This window comes from Streptomyces kanasensis (assembly GCF_043077165.1).
Classification (GTDB): Bacteria; Actinomycetota; Actinomycetes; order Streptomycetales; family Streptomycetaceae; genus Streptomyces; species Streptomyces changanensis.
In genome coordinates, this window is record NZ_JBIBSF010000007.1 from 98,587 (window position 1) to 116,958 (window position 18,372).

Annotated in this window: 16 protein-coding genes; 14 read left to right on the forward strand and 2 right to left on the reverse strand. The window is 71.9% G+C overall.

The genetic code is table 11. The annotated features are described in order from the left end of the window. Positions 1 to 40 precede the first annotated feature (40 nt). Positions 41 to 1,327 carry a geranylgeranyl reductase family protein gene (locus tag ACF053_RS18675; protein WP_391954927.1) on the forward strand — a complete coding sequence of 429 codons (1,287 nt, stop codon included), beginning with the start codon at positions 41 to 43 and terminating at the stop codon, positions 1,325 to 1,327. Here ACF053_RS18675 and ACF053_RS18680 read toward each other — a convergent pair. After that, positions 1,293 to 2,342, reverse strand: coding sequence for a helix-turn-helix domain-containing protein (locus tag ACF053_RS18680; RefSeq protein ID WP_391954928.1), 1,050 nt, complete (start codon positions 2,340 to 2,342; stop codon positions 1,293 to 1,295). The genes ACF053_RS18675 and ACF053_RS18680 overlap by 35 nt on opposite strands. Before the next feature lie 122 nt (positions 2,343 to 2,464). On the opposite strand from ACF053_RS18680, the gene ACF053_RS18685 reads away from it, so the two are divergent. Further along, a complete protein-coding gene (locus ACF053_RS18685; protein ID WP_391954929.1) occupies positions 2,465 to 3,334 on the forward strand; it encodes an NAD(P)-dependent oxidoreductase in 870 nt (289 codons plus the stop codon). 537 nt (positions 3,335 to 3,871) lie between these two features. Here the strand turns inward: ACF053_RS18685 and ACF053_RS18690 are convergent. Then, the gene (locus tag ACF053_RS18690; protein WP_391954930.1) at positions 3,872 to 4,726 is read right to left on the reverse strand and encodes a C40 family peptidase; all 855 of its coding nucleotides are present in this window, start codon (positions 4,724 to 4,726) and stop codon (positions 3,872 to 3,874) included. A gap of 719 nt (positions 4,727 to 5,445) precedes the next feature. Between ACF053_RS18690 and ACF053_RS18695 the strand changes: the two genes are divergently transcribed. The 12 genes from ACF053_RS18695 to nuoL are packed head-to-tail and all read left to right on the forward strand — an operon-like array spanning position 5,446 to position 18,369. After that, a complete protein-coding gene (locus ACF053_RS18695) occupies positions 5,446 to 5,805 on the forward strand; it encodes an NADH-quinone oxidoreductase subunit A (protein WP_058945141.1) in 360 nt (119 codons plus the stop codon). A 19-nt stretch (positions 5,806 to 5,824) separates the two neighbouring features. Continuing rightward, complete coding sequence (locus tag ACF053_RS18700) at positions 5,825 to 6,379, forward strand: NuoB/complex I 20 kDa subunit family protein (RefSeq protein WP_058945140.1); 555 nt, start codon at positions 5,825 to 5,827, stop codon at positions 6,377 to 6,379. Continuing rightward, positions 6,376 to 7,158, forward strand: a complete 783-nt coding sequence (locus ACF053_RS18705; RefSeq protein WP_391954931.1) for an NADH-quinone oxidoreductase subunit C — start codon at positions 6,376 to 6,378, stop codon at positions 7,156 to 7,158. Before ACF053_RS18700 ends, ACF053_RS18705 begins: the two co-directional genes overlap by 4 nt. Next, entirely contained in the window at positions 7,155 to 8,537 is a 1,383-nt protein-coding gene (locus ACF053_RS18710) for an NADH-quinone oxidoreductase subunit D (protein ID WP_391954932.1), read from the forward strand. Before ACF053_RS18705 ends, ACF053_RS18710 begins: the two co-directional genes overlap by 4 nt. A 17-nt stretch (positions 8,538 to 8,554) precedes the next feature. After that, entirely contained in the window at positions 8,555 to 9,394 is an 840-nt protein-coding gene (gene nuoE, locus ACF053_RS18715) for an NADH-quinone oxidoreductase subunit NuoE (protein WP_058945144.1), read from the forward strand. Beyond that, entirely contained in the window at positions 9,394 to 10,743 is a 1,350-nt protein-coding gene (gene nuoF / locus ACF053_RS18720) for an NADH-quinone oxidoreductase subunit NuoF (RefSeq protein ID WP_058945137.1), read from the forward strand. Before nuoE ends, nuoF begins: the two co-directional genes overlap by 1 nt. Continuing rightward, a complete protein-coding gene (locus tag ACF053_RS18725) occupies positions 10,740 to 13,286 on the forward strand; it encodes an NADH-quinone oxidoreductase subunit G (RefSeq protein WP_391954933.1) in 2,547 nt (848 codons plus the stop codon). The genes nuoF and ACF053_RS18725 overlap by 4 nt, the downstream gene beginning before the upstream one ends. Beyond that, complete coding sequence (gene nuoH, locus ACF053_RS18730; protein ID WP_391954934.1) at positions 13,283 to 14,650, forward strand: NADH-quinone oxidoreductase subunit NuoH; 1,368 nt, start codon at positions 13,283 to 13,285, stop codon at positions 14,648 to 14,650. The genes ACF053_RS18725 and nuoH overlap by 4 nt, the downstream gene beginning before the upstream one ends. Continuing rightward, positions 14,640 to 15,290, forward strand: a complete 651-nt coding sequence (nuoI, locus tag ACF053_RS18735) for an NADH-quinone oxidoreductase subunit NuoI (protein WP_391954935.1) — start codon at positions 14,640 to 14,642, stop codon at positions 15,288 to 15,290. The genes nuoH and nuoI overlap by 11 nt, the downstream gene beginning before the upstream one ends. Further along, complete coding sequence (locus ACF053_RS18740) at positions 15,287 to 16,114, forward strand: NADH-quinone oxidoreductase subunit J (RefSeq protein WP_391954936.1); 828 nt, start codon at positions 15,287 to 15,289, stop codon at positions 16,112 to 16,114. Before nuoI ends, ACF053_RS18740 begins: the two co-directional genes overlap by 4 nt. Next, a complete protein-coding gene (gene nuoK / locus ACF053_RS18745) occupies positions 16,111 to 16,410 on the forward strand; it encodes an NADH-quinone oxidoreductase subunit NuoK (protein WP_058945132.1) in 300 nt (99 codons plus the stop codon). The genes ACF053_RS18740 and nuoK overlap by 4 nt, the downstream gene beginning before the upstream one ends. A gap of 15 nt (positions 16,411 to 16,425) precedes the next feature. Continuing rightward, positions 16,426 to 18,369, forward strand: coding sequence for an NADH-quinone oxidoreductase subunit L (gene nuoL / locus ACF053_RS18750; RefSeq protein ID WP_391954937.1), 1,944 nt, complete (start codon positions 16,426 to 16,428; stop codon positions 18,367 to 18,369). Positions 18,370 to 18,372 lie beyond the last annotated feature (3 nt).

The following is an 18,372-nucleotide window of genomic DNA, read 5'->3' on the forward strand; positions in this document are numbered from 1 at the left end:
TGCCGTCGGCACGCAATTTCGAGCCTCGGGAGAAGCCGCCGTGACCGAGACCCTCTCCGAACACCGCGCAGACGTCATCGTCGTCGGGGCGGGCCCGGCGGGTTCCACCACCGCGTACTACCTCGCGAAGGCGGGCCTCGACGTCCTGCTGCTGGAGAAGACGGCCTTCCCGCGCGAGAAGGTGTGCGGCGACGGGCTCACGCCCCGCGCCACCAAGCAGCTCGTGGCGATGGGCATCGACATCTCCGAGGAAGCCGGCTGGCTGCGCAACAAGGGCCTGCGCATCATCGGCGGCGGCGTCCGGCTCCAGCTCGACTGGCCCGAGCTTGCCTCGTTCCCGGACTACGGACTGGTCCGCAAGCGCGACGACTTCGACGAGCAGCTCGCCCGGCAGGCGCAGAAGGCCGGCGCCCGCCTGTACGAGCGGTGCAACGTCGGCGAGCCCGTCCTCGACGCGCGGACCGGGCGCATCACCGGCGTCCAGGCGAAGGTGGGCGAGGAGAAGACGCCGGTCACCTTCCACGCCCCGCTCGTGGTCGCCGCCGACGGCAACTCCAGCCGGCTGTCCCTCGCGATGGGCCTGCACCGGCGCGAGGACCGGCCGATGGGCGTCGCCGTGCGGACGTACTTCACGACGCCCCGGCACGACGACGACTACCTGGAGTCCTGGCTGGAGCTGTGGGACCGGCGCGGCCCCGGCCCGGACCGCCTCCTGCCCGGCTACGGCTGGATCTTCGGCATGGGCGACGGCACGTCCAACGTCGGCCTCGGCATCCTCAACTCCTCCTCCGCCTTCCGCGAGCTGGACTGGCGCGAGGTGCTGAAGGCGTGGTGCGCGTCCATGCCGGAGGACTGGGGCTTCACCCCCGACAACATGACCATGCCGATCCGCGGCGCCGCCCTGCCGATGGCGTTCAACCGCCAGCCGCACTACACGCGCGGCCTGCTCCTCGTCGGTGACGCGGGCGGACTGGTCAACCCGTTCAACGGTGAGGGCATCGCCTACGCCATGGAGTCCGGGCAGCTCGCCGCCGACGTGATCGTGCAGGCCCACGCCCGCTCGACGGACGCCCAGCGGGAGCTGGCGCTGCACAACTACCCGAAGGTCCTCAAGGACACCTACGGCGGCTACTACACCCTCGGCCGCGCCTTCGTGAAGCTGATCGGCAACCCGAAGGTCATGAAGATCGCGGCGCAGCGCGGGCTCACCCACCCGATGCTGATGCGGTTCACCCTCAAGATGCTCGCCAACCTCACCGACCCCACGGGCGGGGACGCGATGGACCGGATCATCAACGGCCTGTCGAAGGTCGCCCCGAAGGCGTGAGGCCACCGGTCGGGAACGACCTGCGGTAGACCGTGGGGGAGACCCCCACGGTCCGGGTGAAGTGGCGGCGCAGGTTCGCCGCCGTGCCCAGTCCGCTGCGCTCACCGACCTGTTCGACGGGCAGGTCGGTGCACTCCAGCAGGGTCTGCGCGCGGGCGATGCGCTGCTGGAGCAGCCACTGGAGCGGCGTCGTGCCGGTCGCCTCGTACAGCCGCCGGTGGAAGGTGCGCGGGCTCATCCGGGCGCGGCGGGCGAGGTCGTCCACGGTGAGCGGTCGCGTGAGGTGCTCGGTCGCCCACTGGAGCACCGGTCCCAGGCCCTCGTCGTCGCTCGGCGGCAGCGGCGCGTCGATGAACTGCGCCTGCCCGCCGGCGCGGTGCGCGTGGACCACGAGGCGGCGGGCCAGCTGGTTGGCGACCCGTGCGCCGAGGTCGCGGCGGACCAGGTGGAGGCAGAGGTCGAGCGCGGCGGTCGCGCCCGCGCTGGTGAGGACGTCGCCGTCGTCGGTGTAGAGCACCGAGTCGTCCACGGTCACGCCCGGGTGGCGGGCGGCCAGTTCGGCCGTGTGCTGCCAGTGCGCCGTGGCGCGCCGGCCGTCGAGCAGCCCGGCCGCTGCCAGGGCGAAGGCGCCGGTGCACAGCGACACCATGCGGGCCCCCGACGCGGCCGCCGCGCGCAGCGCCTCCACCAGCTCGGCTGGCACCTCGCGGCCGTCGTCGACGCACTCCTCCGGTACGGACGGCACGATGACGGTGTCGGCGCCGACGAGCCCGTCGAGTCCGTGGTCCGTACGGAGCGAGAAGCCCGCCCCCGGCAGCCCCGAGCCGGGCGGCCCCGACCGCCCGCCGGGCACGGGCGGTGCCTCGGCCGCGCACAGGCGCAGGCGGTACCAGGGGTCGGCGAGGTCCTCGTGCGGGATGCCGAAGACGGCGAGGGCGATGGAGAGTTCGTACATCTCCCAGTGCGACAGGCCGGCGTCCTGGACGACGGCCACGGCGACGGTTCCGGCGGGCATGCTCCGGAGCGTACGGCAGGAATTTTGCGGACGGGGGCAGTCCTGCCACTGTCCGGGCCCGGAGCGCGCTGCGAGGGTGGATCACGCAGAGGAAATCCACGCGCAGAGGGAGAAACAAGGCGATGAGCCGTGAAAGCGTCACCGTGCTCGGACTGGGACAGATGGGATCGGCCCTGGCGGCCGCGTTCCTGGCGGCCGGTCACCCGACCACGGTGTGGAACCGTACGCCCGCCAAGGCCGACGACCTGGTCGCGGACGGCGCGCGGCGGGCGGGGACGGTCGCGGACGCCGTGGCGGCGAGCGAGCTGGTCGTGGTGTGCGTCCTGGACTACGGGGTCGTGCGGGAGCTGCTCGAGCCGCTCGCCGACGGGCTCGCGGGGCGGACGCTCGTCAACGTCACGTCCGGTTCGCCGGAGCAGGCGCGGGAGACGGCACGCTGGGCCGCCGGGCAGGGCGCGCGGTACCTGGACGGCGGGATCATGACGACGCCGCCCGGGGTGGGCGACGCCGCCAGCATGTTCCTGTACAGCGGCTCGACCGAGGCGCTGGAGGCGCACCGGGCGACGCTGGCGGTCCTGGGCGACCCGATCGACCTCGGCGAGGACCCGGGGGTCGCCTCGCTCTATGACGCGGGGCTGCTGGGGATGATGTGGTCGGTGTTCGGCGGCTGGTTGCACGCGACCGCGCTCGTGGGCGCCGACGGGGTGGCGGCGGAGGCGTTCACCCCGGTCGCGCTGCGCTGGCTGTCGACCGTGAGCCTGTTCGTGGAGCGGTACGCGGGGCAGATCGACGCCGGGCGGTACCCGGGGGACGACGCCACGATCGACGTGCAGCTCGCGGCGGTCGACCACCTGCTGCACGCGGGCGCGCAGCGGGGCGTCGACGGACGCCTCCCGGAGCTGCACCGGGAGCTGATGGCGAAGGCCGTCGCCGACGGGCACGGCGGGGACAGCTACGCGCGGCTCATCGAGGCGTTCCGCCCCACCCGCTGACGCCGGCCGGCCGAGGCACCCGCGCGGCAACCGCACCCGCCGGGGCCGACCACCGAGGCGCCTCGCGCGGGGTCCGCAGCGGCTGGTGCCGGGCCGCAGGGGCCGTGCACGCGGCCGGAGTCCGCACCCGCTGACGCCGGCCGGCCGAGGCACCCCGCGCCTGCCGTACCCACCAGGGGCCGACCCACCGAGGCGCCTCACGTGGGGCCCGCCCGGCAGGGGCCGGCCGCCGGGGCCGGGGCACCCGGGTTCCGCATTCCGCTGACACCGGCCCGCCGGCGCCGGGCACCGGACCAGGGCACGCACCCGCTGGGATCGGCCCGCCGCAGCCGCAGCCGCAGCCGCAGCCGCCCCGTCCGCCGGGCCGGGGTGCGTGGGGCCCACCGGGCGCCCGTGCCCACCCCCGGCCGCCGCCCCCCGGCGGGCCGCCCGGCCGCTGACGGCCCGTACGCACGCCGAGGCCGTCGCTCCCGCCCCGAGCGGGGGAGCGACGGCCTCGGCGTGCGTGGTCGGCGGCGTGTCAGCCGCCGTGCCGCGTCAGAGGATGCGGACGGCGCCGGACGGCGCGTCGTAGTCGAGCGACCGCTCGACGACACCGGTGCCGGGGTTCTGCGCGCCGACGAAGTTGCCGCCGCCCACGTAGATCGCCACGTGGTACGAGCCGCTGCGGCTGCCCCAGTAGAGGATGTCGCCGGGCTGGAGGTCGCTCAGCGAGACCGAGGTGCCCATGCTGGACTGCGCGCCGGAGACGCGGGGCAGGTCGATGCCGGCCTGGCGGTAGGCGGCCTGGACGAGACCCGAACAGTCCCAGGCGTTGGGGCCCGTGGCGCCCATGACGTACGCGTCGCCGATCTGGGCGCGCGCGAAGTCGACGATGGCGGCGGCGGAACCGGTGGCCGTCGAGCGCGACGAGCCGCTGTCGCTGCTGCTGCTGCTGCCACCGTCGCTGTCGCCGCTGTTCGACGACGCGGACAGGGTGGTGCGCTCGGCGGTGCGGGAGGCGCGCTCCCGGGCCTCGGCCCGGGCCTTCTCCTCGGCCTCCTTGGCCTTGCGCTCGGCCTCGGCCTTGCGCTCCGCCTGCTCCTTGGCCGTCTTGGCGTCCTTGGCCGCCTTCCCGGCCGCGGCGTCCTCCTGAGCCCGGAGGTCCTGGACCAGCGCGTCCTGCTGGGTCGCCTCGGCGGAGGCGGCGACGGCGGAGGAGAGCGCACCGGACAGGTCCACGTTGGTGAGCGTGGGCATCTCGATGGTCTCGGTCACCGGCTCGGCCTGAGCGGGCGACGCGGCCACCGCGATGGTGCTGAGGACGCCACCGGCAACTCCGGCGCGCAGCGCGAGCTTCGAGGAGCTGCGGCGGGGCTTCCGGTGGCTGGGTATGTGAGCGGTGTGGGACATGGGACAACCGCTATCAGGGCATCGCGGTTCCCATCAAGAAACGTGTGTTGCGCCACAGTTCGGGCCGGAAGGGCCGAATCCGCTTCCGTAGGCCCTTTATTGACGCCGTAACGGACATTTCAGACCCTCGTGATCATGCCCGTGATCATGGGTTTTCCGCGAAACGCCCGAATTGCCTTGCGCTTACCACTCGTTCACGCAGTTGGCCAACCCCGCTTTTCCGGCAGCCCGGAGCGAGTGGTGCAGGTCACATGCGCGGCCCCGTCGGGCGACGCTTACCCGCCATCGGTCGTCGCACGCGTCCACTCCCGTCCCGCCGCACCCCCGCACGAGTGGGGTGAGCCCCTTTATCACTCGGACGCGTCCGACTCGAATTTGCGTGTAGCGGCCAGCGCTTGATAGTGCAAGACCGCCCCGACCAGCGATGACCGGCTCCGATGTCACGTATCGTCGCCACTCGATCACGTGTGGTGCGAAGATCACCGTTCATCCGAATACATGATCGTTCGCCAGGTGGTGGAGATCACAAAGCCGTTGACGTACCCCGTGTCGCAGATCACAGATCGACGGGCATAGGATGCGTTCCAAACGGGCTTGTGAACTGCCTCACATGTAAGCGATCTTCCGGGCTCAGCGCGACGGGCCGGAAGGAGCCGGGGCGGCGACGTGGAAGCCCGGTGCGGTCCAACGGTCAAGGACGACTGGAAGGAGCGAGGAGCGTGAATGCCTACACGCCCATCCTCGTGCTCGGCGCCCTCGGGGCAGCGTTTGCGATCTTCTCCGTGGTCATGGCCACGCTCATCGGCCCCAAGCGCTACAACCGGGCCAAGCTCGAGGCGTACGAGTGCGGCATCGAGCCCACCCCGACGCCGGCCGGAGGTGGCCGCTTCCCGATCAAGTACTACCTGACGGCGATGCTCTTCATCGTCTTCGACATCGAGATCGTCTTCCTCTATCCCTGGGCCGTCACCTTCGACGCACTGGGGATCTTCGGGCTCGTGGAGATGCTGCTCTTCGTGCTCACGGTCTTCGTCGCCTACGCCTACGTGTGGCGGCGCGGCGGCCTGGAATGGGACTGAGGGGCTGAAGGACACACTCATGGGACTCGAAGAGAAGCTGCCGAGCGGATTTCTGCTGACGACGGTCGAGCAGGCCGCGGGATGGGTGCGCAAGGCGTCCGTCTTCCCCGCGACCTTCGGCCTCGCCTGCTGCGCCATCGAGATGATGACCACCGGCGCGGGCCGGTACGACATGGCCCGCTTCGGGATGGAGGTCTTCCGCGGCTCGCCGCGCCAGGCCGACCTGATGATCGTCGCCGGCCGGGTCAGCCAGAAGATGGCCCCGGTCCTGCGCCAGGTCTACGACCAGATGCCCGCCCCGAAGTGGGTGATCTCCATGGGCGTCTGCGCCTCCTCGGGAGGCATGTTCAACAACTACGCCATCGTGCAGGGCGTCGACCACGTCGTCCCCGTCGACATCTACCTGCCCGGCTGCCCGCCCCGCCCCGAGATGCTGCTCGACGCGATCCTCAAGCTCCACGAGAAGATCCAGTCCTCCAAGCTCGGCGTCAACGCCCGGGAGGCGGCCCGCGAGGCGGAGGAGGCGGCGCTCAAGGCGCTCCCCACGATCGAGATGAAGGGGCTGCTCCGGTGACCGACCAGCCGAACCGGCCGAACCGGCCGAACGGGCCCGGTGACCCGCACCGGACCGACGAGCCGAACCCCGAGAAGGAGCTCGCCGCGCAGAACCTGCCCGGCCAGCGCGGTGACCACGGCGAGGAGATCCGCGTCCAGCGCGGCATGTTCGGCGCCGAGCGGGGCGGCGACACCTCCGGCTACGACGGCCTCGTCCGTCCCGTCCGCCTGCCGGGCCCGGCCGTCCGCCCCTACGGGGGCTGGTTCGACGAGGTCGCCGACGAGCTCGAAGGCGCCTTGGAGGAGCAGGGTCTCGTCCCGGAGAACGCCATCGAGAAGACGGTCGTCGACCGCGGGGAACTCACCTTCCACATCGCCCGCGAGCACCTCGTCCGCGTCGCCCGCACCCTCCGCGACGACCCCGCGCTCCGCTTCGAGCTGTGCACGGGCGTCAGCGGCGTGCACTACCCGGGTGACAAGGGCCGCGAGCTGCACGCCGTCTACCACCTGCGCTCGCTCACCCACGGCCGGCTGATCCGCTTGGAGGTGTCCGCCCCGGACGCCGACCCGCACGTCCCGTCCCTCGTCGCGGTCTACCCGACCAACGACTGGCACGAGCGCGAGGCGTACGACTTCTTCGGCCTGGTCTTCGACGGCCACCCCGCCCTGACCCGGATCATGATGCCGGACGACTGGCAGGGCTTCCCGCAGCGCAAGGACTACCCCCTCGGCGGCATCCCCGTCGAGTACAAGGGCGCCCAGATCCCGGCTCCGGACCAGCGGAGGTCGTACTCGTGACCACCCCACACGCCCACCCGTCACCCGGCCACCACGCCCCGCCGGGTGACTCCGGGACGCACCTCGCCGACGCCGATGCCCGCGAGACCACCGAGGGCACCGTCTACACCGTCACCGGCGGCGACTGGGACGAGGTCGTCCAGTCCGCGGCGAAGGCCGACGACGAGCGGATCGTCGTCAACATGGGCCCCCAGCACCCCTCCACCCACGGCGTGCTCCGGCTCATCCTGGAGATCGACGGCGAGACCGTCACCGAGGCCCGCTGCGGCATCGGCTACCTGCACACCGGCATCGAGAAGAACCTCGAGTACCGGACGTGGACGCAGGGCACCACCTTCGTGACGCGCATGGACTACCTGACGCCGTTCTTCAACGAGGCGGCGTACTGTCTCGGCGTCGAGAAGCTGCTCGGCATCGAGGACCAGATCCCCGACCGCGCCACGGTGATCCGGGTCCTGCTCATGGAGCTCAACCGGCTCTCCTCGCACCTGGTGTGCATCGCCACCGGCGGCATGGAGCTCGGCGCCACCACGGTCATGATCTACGGGTTCCGGGACCGCGAGATGATCCTGGACCTCTTCGAGCTGATCACCGGCCTGCGCATGAACCACGCGTTCATCCGCCCCGGCGGCCTCGCCCAGGACCTGCCGCCCGGCGCCGTCGACCAGGTCCGCGAGTTCGTGCGGACCATGCGGAAGAACCTGCCGGAGTACGACAAGCTCGCCACCGGCAACCCCATCTTCAAGGCCCGCATGCAGGACATCGGCCACCTCGACCTGACCGGCTGCATGGCCCTCGGAGCGACCGGCCCGATCCTGCGCTCCGCCGGCCTCCCGCACGACCTGCGCCGCGCGGAGCCGTACTGCGGCTACGAGACGTACGAGTTCGAGGTGCCGACCGCCGACACCTGCGACGCCTACGGCCGCTTCCTGATCCGGCTGGAGGAGATGCACCAGTCGCTGCGGATCATCGAGCAGTGCCTCGACCGGCTCGCCCCCGGGCCCGTCATGGTCGCCGACCGGAAGATCGCCTGGCCCGCGCAGCTCGCGCTCGGCCCGGACGGACTCGGCAACTCCCTCGACCACATCAAGAAGATCATGGGCACCTCCATGGAGGCCCTGATCCACCACTTCAAGCTGGTCACCGAGGGCTTCCGGGTCCCCGCCGGCCAGGCGTACGCCGCGGTCGAGTCCCCCAAGGGCGAGCTCGGCGCCCACGTCGTCTCCGACGGCGGCACCCGCCCCTACCGGGTCCACTTCCGTGACCCGTCCTTCACCAACCTCCAGGCCATGGCGGCGATGTGCGAGGGCGGCCAGGTCGCCGACGTCATCGTCGCCGTCGCGTCCATCGACCCCGTGATGGGAGGCGTCGACCGGTGACCGACGTCCAGCTGGGGATGCCCGAACTCCCCGCCCCCGACTACCCCGCCGACGTGCGCGCCCGGCTGGAGACGGACGCCCGGGAGGTGATCGCCCGCTACCCCGACTCCCGCTCCGCGCTGCTGCCGCTGCTGCACCTCGTCCAGGCCGAGGAGGGGCACGTCACCCGCACCGGCATGCGGTTCTGCGCCGAGGTGCTCGGGCTGACCACCGCCGAGGTCACCGCCGTCGCGACCTTCTACACCATGTACCGGCGCAAGCCCTCCGGCGACTACCAGGTCGGGGTCTGCACCAACACGCTCTGCGCGGTCATGGGCGGCGACGCCATCTACGAGGAGCTGAAGGAGCACCTCGGCGTCGGCGACCAGGAGACCACCGCCGACGGCAAGGTCACCCTCGAACACATCGAGTGCAACGCCGCCTGCGACTTCGCCCCCGTCGTGATGGTCAACTGGGAGTTCTTCGACAACCAGACGCCCCAGAGCGCCAAGCGGCTCGTCGACGACCTGCGCGCCGGCCTCCCCGTCGCGCCCACCCGCGGCGCGCCGCTGTGCTCGTTCAAGGAGACGGCCCGCATCCTCGCCGGGTTCCCCGACACCCGCCCCGGCGCCGTCGAGGCGACCGGCGGGGCGGGCCCCGCCTCCCTCATCGGCCTCCGGCTCGCCAAGGGCGAGGCGCTGCCGCCGCGCGTCGTCCACCCGCGCGGCGAGTCCGCCGACGCCGGTACCCGCGACCAGGCCCCGCACGGCGGCCCCCAGCCCGGCTCCGGGCACCTCAGCTCGCACGACGCACCACAACAGACCTCCGCGTCCGACCCGAAGCACCCGGCCGGGCCGGTCAGCGAGGAGGGGGAGTGATGACCTTGGCCACCGAGATCGGGGAGACCAGCCCCGAGAAGCTCCTCTCGCCGGTCCTGTCCGCCTTCTGGGACGAGCCCCGCTCCTGGACCCTGGACACCTACCGGCGGCACGACGGGTACGAGGGACTCCGCAAGGCCCTCGCCATGACACCCGACGAGGTCATCGCCTACGTCAAGGACTCCGGTCTGCGCGGCCGCGGCGGCGCCGGCTTCCCCACCGGGATGAAGTGGCAGTTCATCCCGCAGGGCGACGGCAAGCCCCACTACCTCGTGGTGAACGCCGACGAGTCCGAGCCGGGCACCTGCAAGGACATCCCGCTCCTCTTCGCCAACCCGCACTCGCTCATCGAGGGCATCGTGATCGCCTGCTACGCGATCAGGTCCTCGCACGCCTTCGTCTACCTGCGCGGCGAGGTCGTCCCCGTGCTGCGCCGGCTCCACGAGGCCGTGCGCGAGGCGTACGCCGCGGGCTTCCTCGGCAAGGACGTGCTCGGCAGCGGACTCGACGTCGACCTCACCGTCCACGCCGGGGCCGGCGCGTACATCTGCGGCGAGGAGACCGCGCTGCTCGACTCCCTCGAAGGGCGCCGCGGCCAGCCCCGGCTGCGTCCCCCGTTCCCCGCGGTCGCCGGTCTGTACGCCTGCCCCACCGTGGTGAACAACGTCGAGTCGATCGCCTCCGTGCCCGCGATCATGCACCGGGGCAAGGACTGGTTCCGGTCGATGGGCAGTGAGAAGTCCCCCGGCTTCACGCTGTACTCGCTCAGCGGCCACGTCGCCGGCCCCGGCCAGTACGAGGCCCCGCTCGGCATCACGCTGCGCCAGCTGCTCGACATGAGCGGCGGCATGCGCCCCGGCCACCGGCTGAAGTTCTGGACGCCGGGCGGCTCGTCGACGCCGATGTTCACCGACGAGCACCTCGACGTGCCCCTCGACTACGAGGGGGTCGGCGCCGCCGGGTCCATGCTCGGCACCAAGGCCCTGCAGTGCTTCGACGAGACGACGTGCGTCGTCCGCGCCGTCACGCGGTGGACCGAGTTCTACGCCCACGAGTCGTGCGGCAAGTGCACCCCCTGCCGGGAGGGCACCTACTGGCTGGTGCAGCTGCTGCGCGACATCGAGGCCGGCCGGGGCGCGCTCTCCGACCTCGACAAGCTCGCCGACATCGCCGACAACATCAACGGCAAGTCGTTCTGTGCCCTCGGCGACGGCGCCGCCTCGCCGATCTTCTCCTCCCTGAAGTACTTCCGCGGGGAGTACGAGGAGCACATCACCGGCAAGGGCTGCCCCTTCGACCCGGCCAGGTCGACGGCCTGGGCGGACAACCACGTGGAGGTGACGGCATGACCGTCATGGCGTCGAACCCCGCCGGCGGCGGGGCGGCCCCGGTGCCCCCGGAGGACCTGGTCACGCTGACCATCGACGGGATCGAGACCTCCGTCCCCAAGGGGACGCTGGTCATCCGCGCGGCCGAGCAGCTCGGCATCGAGATCCCCCGATTCTGCGACCACCCGCTCCTCGACCCGGCCGGCGCCTGCCGCCAGTGCATCGTCGAGGTCGAGGGCCAGCGCAAGCCGATGGCCTCCTGCACCATCACCTGCACCGACGGCATGGTCGTCAGGTCGCAGCTCACCTCGGAGGTCGCCGAGAAGGCGCAGGTGGGCGTGATGGAGCTGCTGCTCATCAACCACCCCCTGGACTGCCCGGTCTGCGACAAGGGCGGCGAGTGCCCCCTGCAGAACCAGGCCATGTCCCACGGGCAGGCGGAGTCCCGCTTCGAGGGCCGCAAGCGCACCTACGAGAAGCCCGTCCCGATCTCCACGCAGGTGCTGCTCGACCGCGAGCGGTGCGTGCTGTGCGCCCGCTGCACCCGGTTCTCCAACCAGGTCGCGGGCGACCCGATGATCGAGCTGATCGAGCGCGGCGCCCTCCAGCAGGTCGGCACCGGCGAGGGCGACCCGTTCGTGTCGTACTTCTCCGGCAACACCATCCAGATCTGCCCGGTCGGCGCGCTGACCTCGGCGGCGTACCGGTTCCGCTCCCGCCCCTTCGACCTGGTCTCCTCGCCGAGCGTCTGCGAGCACTGCGCCGGCGGGTGCGCCACCCGCACCGACCACCGGCGCGGGAAGGTCATGCGGCGGCTCGCCGGCAACGACCCGGAGGTCAACGAGGAGTGGCTGTGCGACAAGGGGCGCTTCGCGTTCCGGTACGCGCAGGCCCGCGACCGGCTCGCCACGCCGCTCGTGCGGGGCGCCGACGGCGCGCTCGCCCCCGCGTCCTGGCCGGAGGCGTTGGAGGCGGCGGCGCGCGGCCTGGTCCGCGGCCGCACCGGCGTCCTCACCGGCGGCCGGCTGACGGTCGAGGACGCCTACGCGTACGCCAAGTTCGCGCGGGTCGCCCTCGACACCAACGACATCGACTTCCGGGCGCGCGTCCACAGCAGCGAGGAGGCCGACTTCCTCGCCGCCCGCGTCGCCGGCCGGGGCCGTGACCTCGACGGCCGCGGGGTCACCCACGGCTCGCTGGAGAAGGCGCCCGCGGTGCTGCTGGTGGGCGTGGAGGCCGAGGAGGAGGCGCCCGGCGTCTTCCTGCGGCTGCGCAAGGCGTGGCGCAAGCACGGGCAGCGCACGTACGCCCTCGCCCCGTACGCCACCCGCGGCCTGCAGAAGGCGGGCGGCACGCTGCTGCCCGCCGCGCCCGGGACCGAGACGGAGTGGCTGGACGCGCTGGTCACCGGCACCGGCCTCGACGCGTCGGGCACGGCCGCCGTGGAGGCGCTGCGCGCACCGGGCGCCGTCATCGTCGTCGGCGAGCGGCTCGCGGGCGTCACCGGCGCGCTGACCGCCGCCGTCCGGGCGGCGAACGCCACCGGCGCCGAGCTGGTGTGGATCCCGCGCCGGGCCGGCGAGCGCGGCGCGGTGTGGGCGGGTGCCGTCCCCTCGCTGCTGCCCGGCGGGCGGCCCGCCACCGACCCCCGCGCCCGGGAGGAGACGGCGACCGCCTGGGGCGTCGGCGAGCTGCCGCACCGCTACGGCCGCGACACCGGGCAGATCGTGGAGGCCGCGGCCGCCGGGGAGCTCGGCGCGCTGCTCGTCGGGGGCGTCGAGGTCGCCGACCTGCCCGACCCGGCGCGCGCCCGGGAGGCGCTCGACGCGGCGTTCGTGGTGTCGCTGGAACTGCGCCCCGGTGAGGTCACCGACCGGGCGGACGTGGTCCTGCCGGTCGCGGCCGTCGCCGAGAAGGCCGGCACCTTCCTCAACTGGGAGGGCCGCGTCCGGATGTTCGAGGCGGCGCTGAAGCCGGAGCAGCTCACCCGTGCGCTGCCCCCGACCGACGCACGCGTCCTGCACATGCTGGCCGACGCCATGGACGTGCCGTTCGGCCTGCCCGACGTCCGGGCCGTGCGCGCCGAGATGGACCGGCTCGGCCGGTGGGACGGCACGCCGGCGGGCGACCCCACCGAGTCCGGGCGACCGCTGCCGCGGGCCGGTGCGGGCGAGGCCGTCCTCGCCGGCCACCGCATGCTGCTCGACCTCGGCCGCCTCCAGGAGGGCGACGAGGCGCTCGCCGGCACCCGGCACGCCGCGCCCGCCCGCCTCTCGGCCGCCACCGCGCGGGAGGCCGGGGTCGCGGACGGCGGACTCCTCCAGGTCACCGGCCCCGCCGGGTCGGTGCGGCTGCCGCTGCGGGTGACCGAGATGCCCGACCGGGTGGTGTGGTTGCCGCTGCGGTCGACCGGCGACGGTGTCCTCTCCGACCTGGGCGCGGTTCCCGGCGGGCTCGTCCGCCTCGCCCCGGCCACCGGCTCGCCCGGCGCGCCGGCGCCCTCCTCCCCACCGGCGTCGACGGACTCGACGGACCCGACCGACTCGTCGGAGGTGCGCGCATGAACCAGGTCCTCCTCGCGGCCGAGGACCTCTCCCTGTTCGGCCGGGACCCCTGGTGGCTCGTGGCCGTCAAGGCGGTCTTCTGCTTCGCCTTCCTGATGGTGACCGTGCTGATCTCCATCGTGATGGAGCGCAAGGTCGTCGCCTGGATGCAGCTGCGCATCGGCCCCAACCGGCACGGCCCGTGGGGCCTCCTGCAGTCCCTCGCGGACGGCGTCAAGCTGATGCTCAAGGAGGACGTGGTCGTCAAGCGGGCGGACAAGGTCGTCTACGTCCTCGCCCCGATCGTCTCCGCCGTCCCCGCCTTCATGGCGATCGCGGTGATCCCCTTCGGGCCGGCCGGCAACGAGGTCTCGATCTTCGGCCACCGCACCACGATGCAGCTGACGGACCTGCCGATCGCGATGCTGTACATCCTCGCGGTCGCCTCGGTCGGCATCTACGGCATCGTCCTCGCCGGCTGGTCCTCCGGCTCCACCTACCCCCTGCTGGGCGGGCTGCGGGCCTGCGCGCAGATGATCTCGTACGAGATCGCGATGGGCGCGGCCTTCGCGTCCGTCTTCCTCTACTCCGGTTCCATGTCGACCTCGACGATCGTCGAGGCGCAGGCGGACCGCTGGTTCGTGGTGCTGCTGCCGGTGTCGTTCCTCATCTACATGGTGACGATGGTCGGTGAGGTGAACCGCGCCCCGTTCGACATGCCGGAGTCCGAGGGCGACCTGGTCGGCGGCTTCAACACCGAGTACAGCTCCATCAAGTTCGCGATGTTCATGCTGGCCGAGTACGTCAACATGGTCACCGTCTCGGTCGTGTCGGTCACCCTCTTCCTGGGCGGCTGGCGCGCCCCGTACCCGATCTCCGGGTTCTGGGAGGGCGCGAACCACGGCTGGTGGCCGATGCTCTGGTTCGTCGGCAAGGTCGTGCTGCTGCTCTTCCTCTTCGTGTGGCTGCGCGGCACGCTGCCCCGCGTCCGCTACGACCAGCTGATGAAGCTCGGCTGGAAGGTCCTGATCCCCGTCTCCGTCGTGTGGCTGATGCTCGTCGCCACCGTCCGCGCCCTGCGGAACGAGAACGTCGCCTTCCAGTCGATCGTGCTGTACGTCGCCGGTGGCGTCCTCGCGGTGCTGCTGCTCTCCTTCGTCGCGGACATGTTCCGCGAACGCAGGGCCGGGGCTGCGGCCGAGGCGGAGCAGGCGGACGAGGACGGCGGGTTCGACCCGATGGCGGGCGGGTTCCCGGTGCCGCCGCTGCCCGGTCAGACCCTGCCGCCGGTCCCGCGCCGACGGCCGCGCGGTGAGCGCGAGTTGATTGTCAGTGGCCCGAGGGACACTGCGAGTGACGGAAAGGAGACGGACGGTGTCTACTGAGTCATCCCGGGGGGACACCCCACGGACCCCCTTCCAGAACCCGGTGGCCGGCTTCGGCGTGACCTTCAAGGCCATGTTCAAGAAGCGGTTGACGGAGCAGTACCCGGAGCAGCCGAAGACGACGGCGCCCCGCTTCCACGGCCGGCACCAGCTCAACCGCCACCCGGACGGGCTGGAGAAGTGCGTCGGCTGCGAGCTGTGCGCCTGGGCCTGCCCCGCCGACGCGATCTACGTGGAGGGCGCGGACAACACCGACGAGGAGCGCTACTCGCCCGGCGAGCGGTACGGCCGCGTCTACCAGATCAACTACGCCCGCTGCATCCTGTGCGGCCTGTGCATCGAGGCGTGCCCGACCCGGGCGCTGACGATGACCAACGAGTTCGAGCTCGCCGACAGCTCCCGCGAGAACCTCATCTACACCAAGGAGCAGCTCCTCGCGGGCCTCGACGACGACATGGTCGACACGCCGCACGCGATGTACCCGGGGACGGACGAGCAGGACTACTACCGGGGCCTGGTCCACGGGGCCGCGCCGGACACGGTCCGGCAGGTCGCGGTGAGCAAGGGCGAGGAGCCGCAGGAGGCGGCGACGGACTTCGGCCCGACCGAGCCCGCGTCCGGGAAGGTGGTCGGGGCATGACCGCGAGCACCCTGGCCGCCGCCTACACCACCTCGACCGGTGAGGCCGTGCAGTTCTGGCTGCTGGGCACGGTCGCGGTGGTCGGCGCGCTGTGCACCGTCCTGATGCGCAGGGCCGTGCACAGCGCCCTGTGCCTGGCCGGGACGATGGTGGTCCTGGCCGTCTTCTACCTGGCCAACGGCGCCTACTTCCTGGGTGTCGTCCAGATCATCGTGTACACCGGCGCGATCATGATGCTGTTCCTCTTCGTCGTGATGCTCGTCGGCGTCACCGCCGCCGACTCGCTGAAGGAGACCCTGAAGGGCCAGCGCTGGCTGGCGGCGCTCTGCGGCCTCGGCTTCGGGGCGCTGCTCGTCGCCGGTCTCGGCCGTGCCTCCCTGGACACGTTCACCGGCCTCGGCACGGCGAACGCCGGGGGGAACGTCGAGGGCCTGGCGGCGCTCATCTTCACCAAGTACGTCTTCGCCTTCGAGATCACCGGCGCGCTCCTCATCACCGCGACGGTCGGCGCGATGGTGCTCACGCACCGCGAGCGCATCGAACGGGCCCGGTCCCAGCGGGAGCTGGCGGAGCAGCGCGTGCGCGAGGGCAAGCAGCTCCCGCCGCTCCCCGCGCCCGGTGTGTACGCCCGGCACAACGCCGTGGACGTCCCCGGCCTCCTGCCCGACGGCACCCCGTCGGAGCTGACCGTCAGCCGCACGCTGCGCAAGCGCGGCCAGGTCCGCGACGTGTCGCCGCAGGCGCTGGCGGACCTGCGGGCGCTGGAGCGGCGCGCCGAGGAGCGGCTGGGCCGCGACCGGGACGGAGAGGAGGCGGCCAAGTGAATCCCGTCAACTACCTCTACCTCGCCGCCGTGTTGTTCACCATCGGCGCCGCCGGCGTGCTGGTCCGGCGGAACGCGATCGTCGTCTTCATGTGCGTGGAGCTGATGCTCAACGCCTGCAACCTCACGCTGGTGGCCTTCTCCCGGCTGCACGGCAACCTGGACGGCCAGATCATCGCGTTCTTCACGATGGTCGTCGCCGCCGCGGAGGTCGTGGTGGGGCTCGCCATCATCGTGTCCCTGTTCCGTGCCCGCCACTCGGCCTCGGTCGACGACGCCAGCCTGATGAAGCTGTAAGGGGTCGCTGCAACCGTGGAAACAGAGAACCTGATCGCGCTGCTCGTCGCGGCGCCCCTGCTCGGAGCGGCCGTCCTGTTGTGCGGCGGCCGGCGGCTGGACCGGGCCGGGCACTGGCTCGGCACGCTGCTCGCCGCCGCCTCCTTCGCCGTCGCCGCGGTCCTCTTCGCCGACATGCTGGGCCGCGGCGCCGAGGACCGGACCCTGCACCAGCGGCTGTTCAGCTGGGTGCCGGTCGAGGGCTTCCAGGCCGACGTCGCCTTCCAGCTCGACCAGCTGTCGATGACGTTCGTCCTGTTGATCACCGGCGTGGGCACGCTGATCCACGTCTACTCCATCGGGTACATGGAGCACGACGAGCGGCGCCGCCGCTTCTTCGGCTACCTGAACCTCTTCCTCGCGGCGATGCTGCTCCTCGTCATCGCCGACAACTACCTGCTGCTGTACTTCGGCTGGGAGGGCGTCGGTCTCGCGTCCTACCTGCTCATCGGGTTCTGGCAGCACAAGCCCTCCGCGGCCACGGCCGCGAAGAAGGCGTTCCTCGTCAACCGGGTCGGCGACATCGGCCTCTCCGTGGCGATCATGCTGATGTTCACCACGTTCGGGACGTTCACGTTCGGGCCGGTGCTCGGCGCGACCGACGGGGCGTCCGAGGGCATGCTGACGGCGATCGGGCTGATGCTGCTCCTCGCCGCGTGCGGCAAGTCCGCCCAGGTGCCGCTGCAGTCCTGGCTCGGTGACGCGATGGAGGGCCCGACCCCGGTGTCGGCGCTGATCCACGCGGCGACGATGGTGACCGCCGGCGTGTACCTGATCACCCGGTCCGGGGCGATCTTCAACGCCGCGCCGGACGCGCAGCTCGCGGTCGTCGTGGTCGGCGCGGTGACGCTCCTCTTCGGTGCGATCGTCGGTTGCGCGAAGGACGACATCAAGAAGGCCCTCGCCGGCTCGACGATGTCGCAGATCGGGTACATGGTCCTCGCCGCCGGCCTCGGGCCGATCGGGTACGCCTTCGCGATCATGCACCTGGTGACGCACGGCTTCTTCAAGGCCGGGCTGTTCCTCGGTGCCGGATCCGTCATGCACGGCATGAACGACGAGGTCGACATGCGCAAGTACGGCGGGCTGCGCACGTACATGCCCGTCACCTTCGTGACCTTCGGGCTCGGGTACCTGGCGATCATCGGCTTCCCGGGACTGTCCGGCTTCTGGTCCAAGGACAAGATCATCGAGGCGGCCTTCGCGAAGGGCGGCACCGAGGGCTGGATCCTGGGCGCCGTCACGCTGTTGGGCGCCGGGATCACCGCGTACTACATGACCCGCGTGATGCTCATGACGTTCTTCGGCGAGAAGCGCTGGCAGCCCGCGCCCGACCCGGCCGCGGCGGACGTCGAGCCCGGCGCCGAGGCGGCCCCGGGGAGCATGCCCCACCCGCACGAGTCGCCGAAGTCCATGACGATCCCGATGATCCTGCTCGCCTTCGGTTCGGTCTTCGCGGGCGGGCTCTTCTCCCTCAACAGCGCCTTCGTGAACTGGCTGAAGCCGGTCACCGACTTCGACCACGGGCACCCACCGGTCAGCGCCGCCGTCATCACCACGTCGACCGTCATCGTGCTCCTCGTCGGCGTCGGCATCGCCTACGCCCAGTACGGGCGCAGGCCCGTGCCGGTGGTCGCGCCCCGCGGTTCGCTGCTCACCCGGGCCGCCCGCCGCGACCTCCTCCAGGACGACTTCAACCACGTGGTCCTGGTCCGCGGCGGCGAACACCTCACCCGCTCGCTCGTCTACGTCGACCACACCCTCGTCGACGGTGTCGTCAACGGCACCGCCGCGGCGATGGGCGGTCTCTCCGGCCGGATGCGCCTACTGCAGAACGGCTTCGTCCGCTCCTACGCGGTCTCGATGTTCGGAGGTGCTGCGGTGCTGATCGCCGCGACCCTGTTGATGAGGGCGGTGTGATCG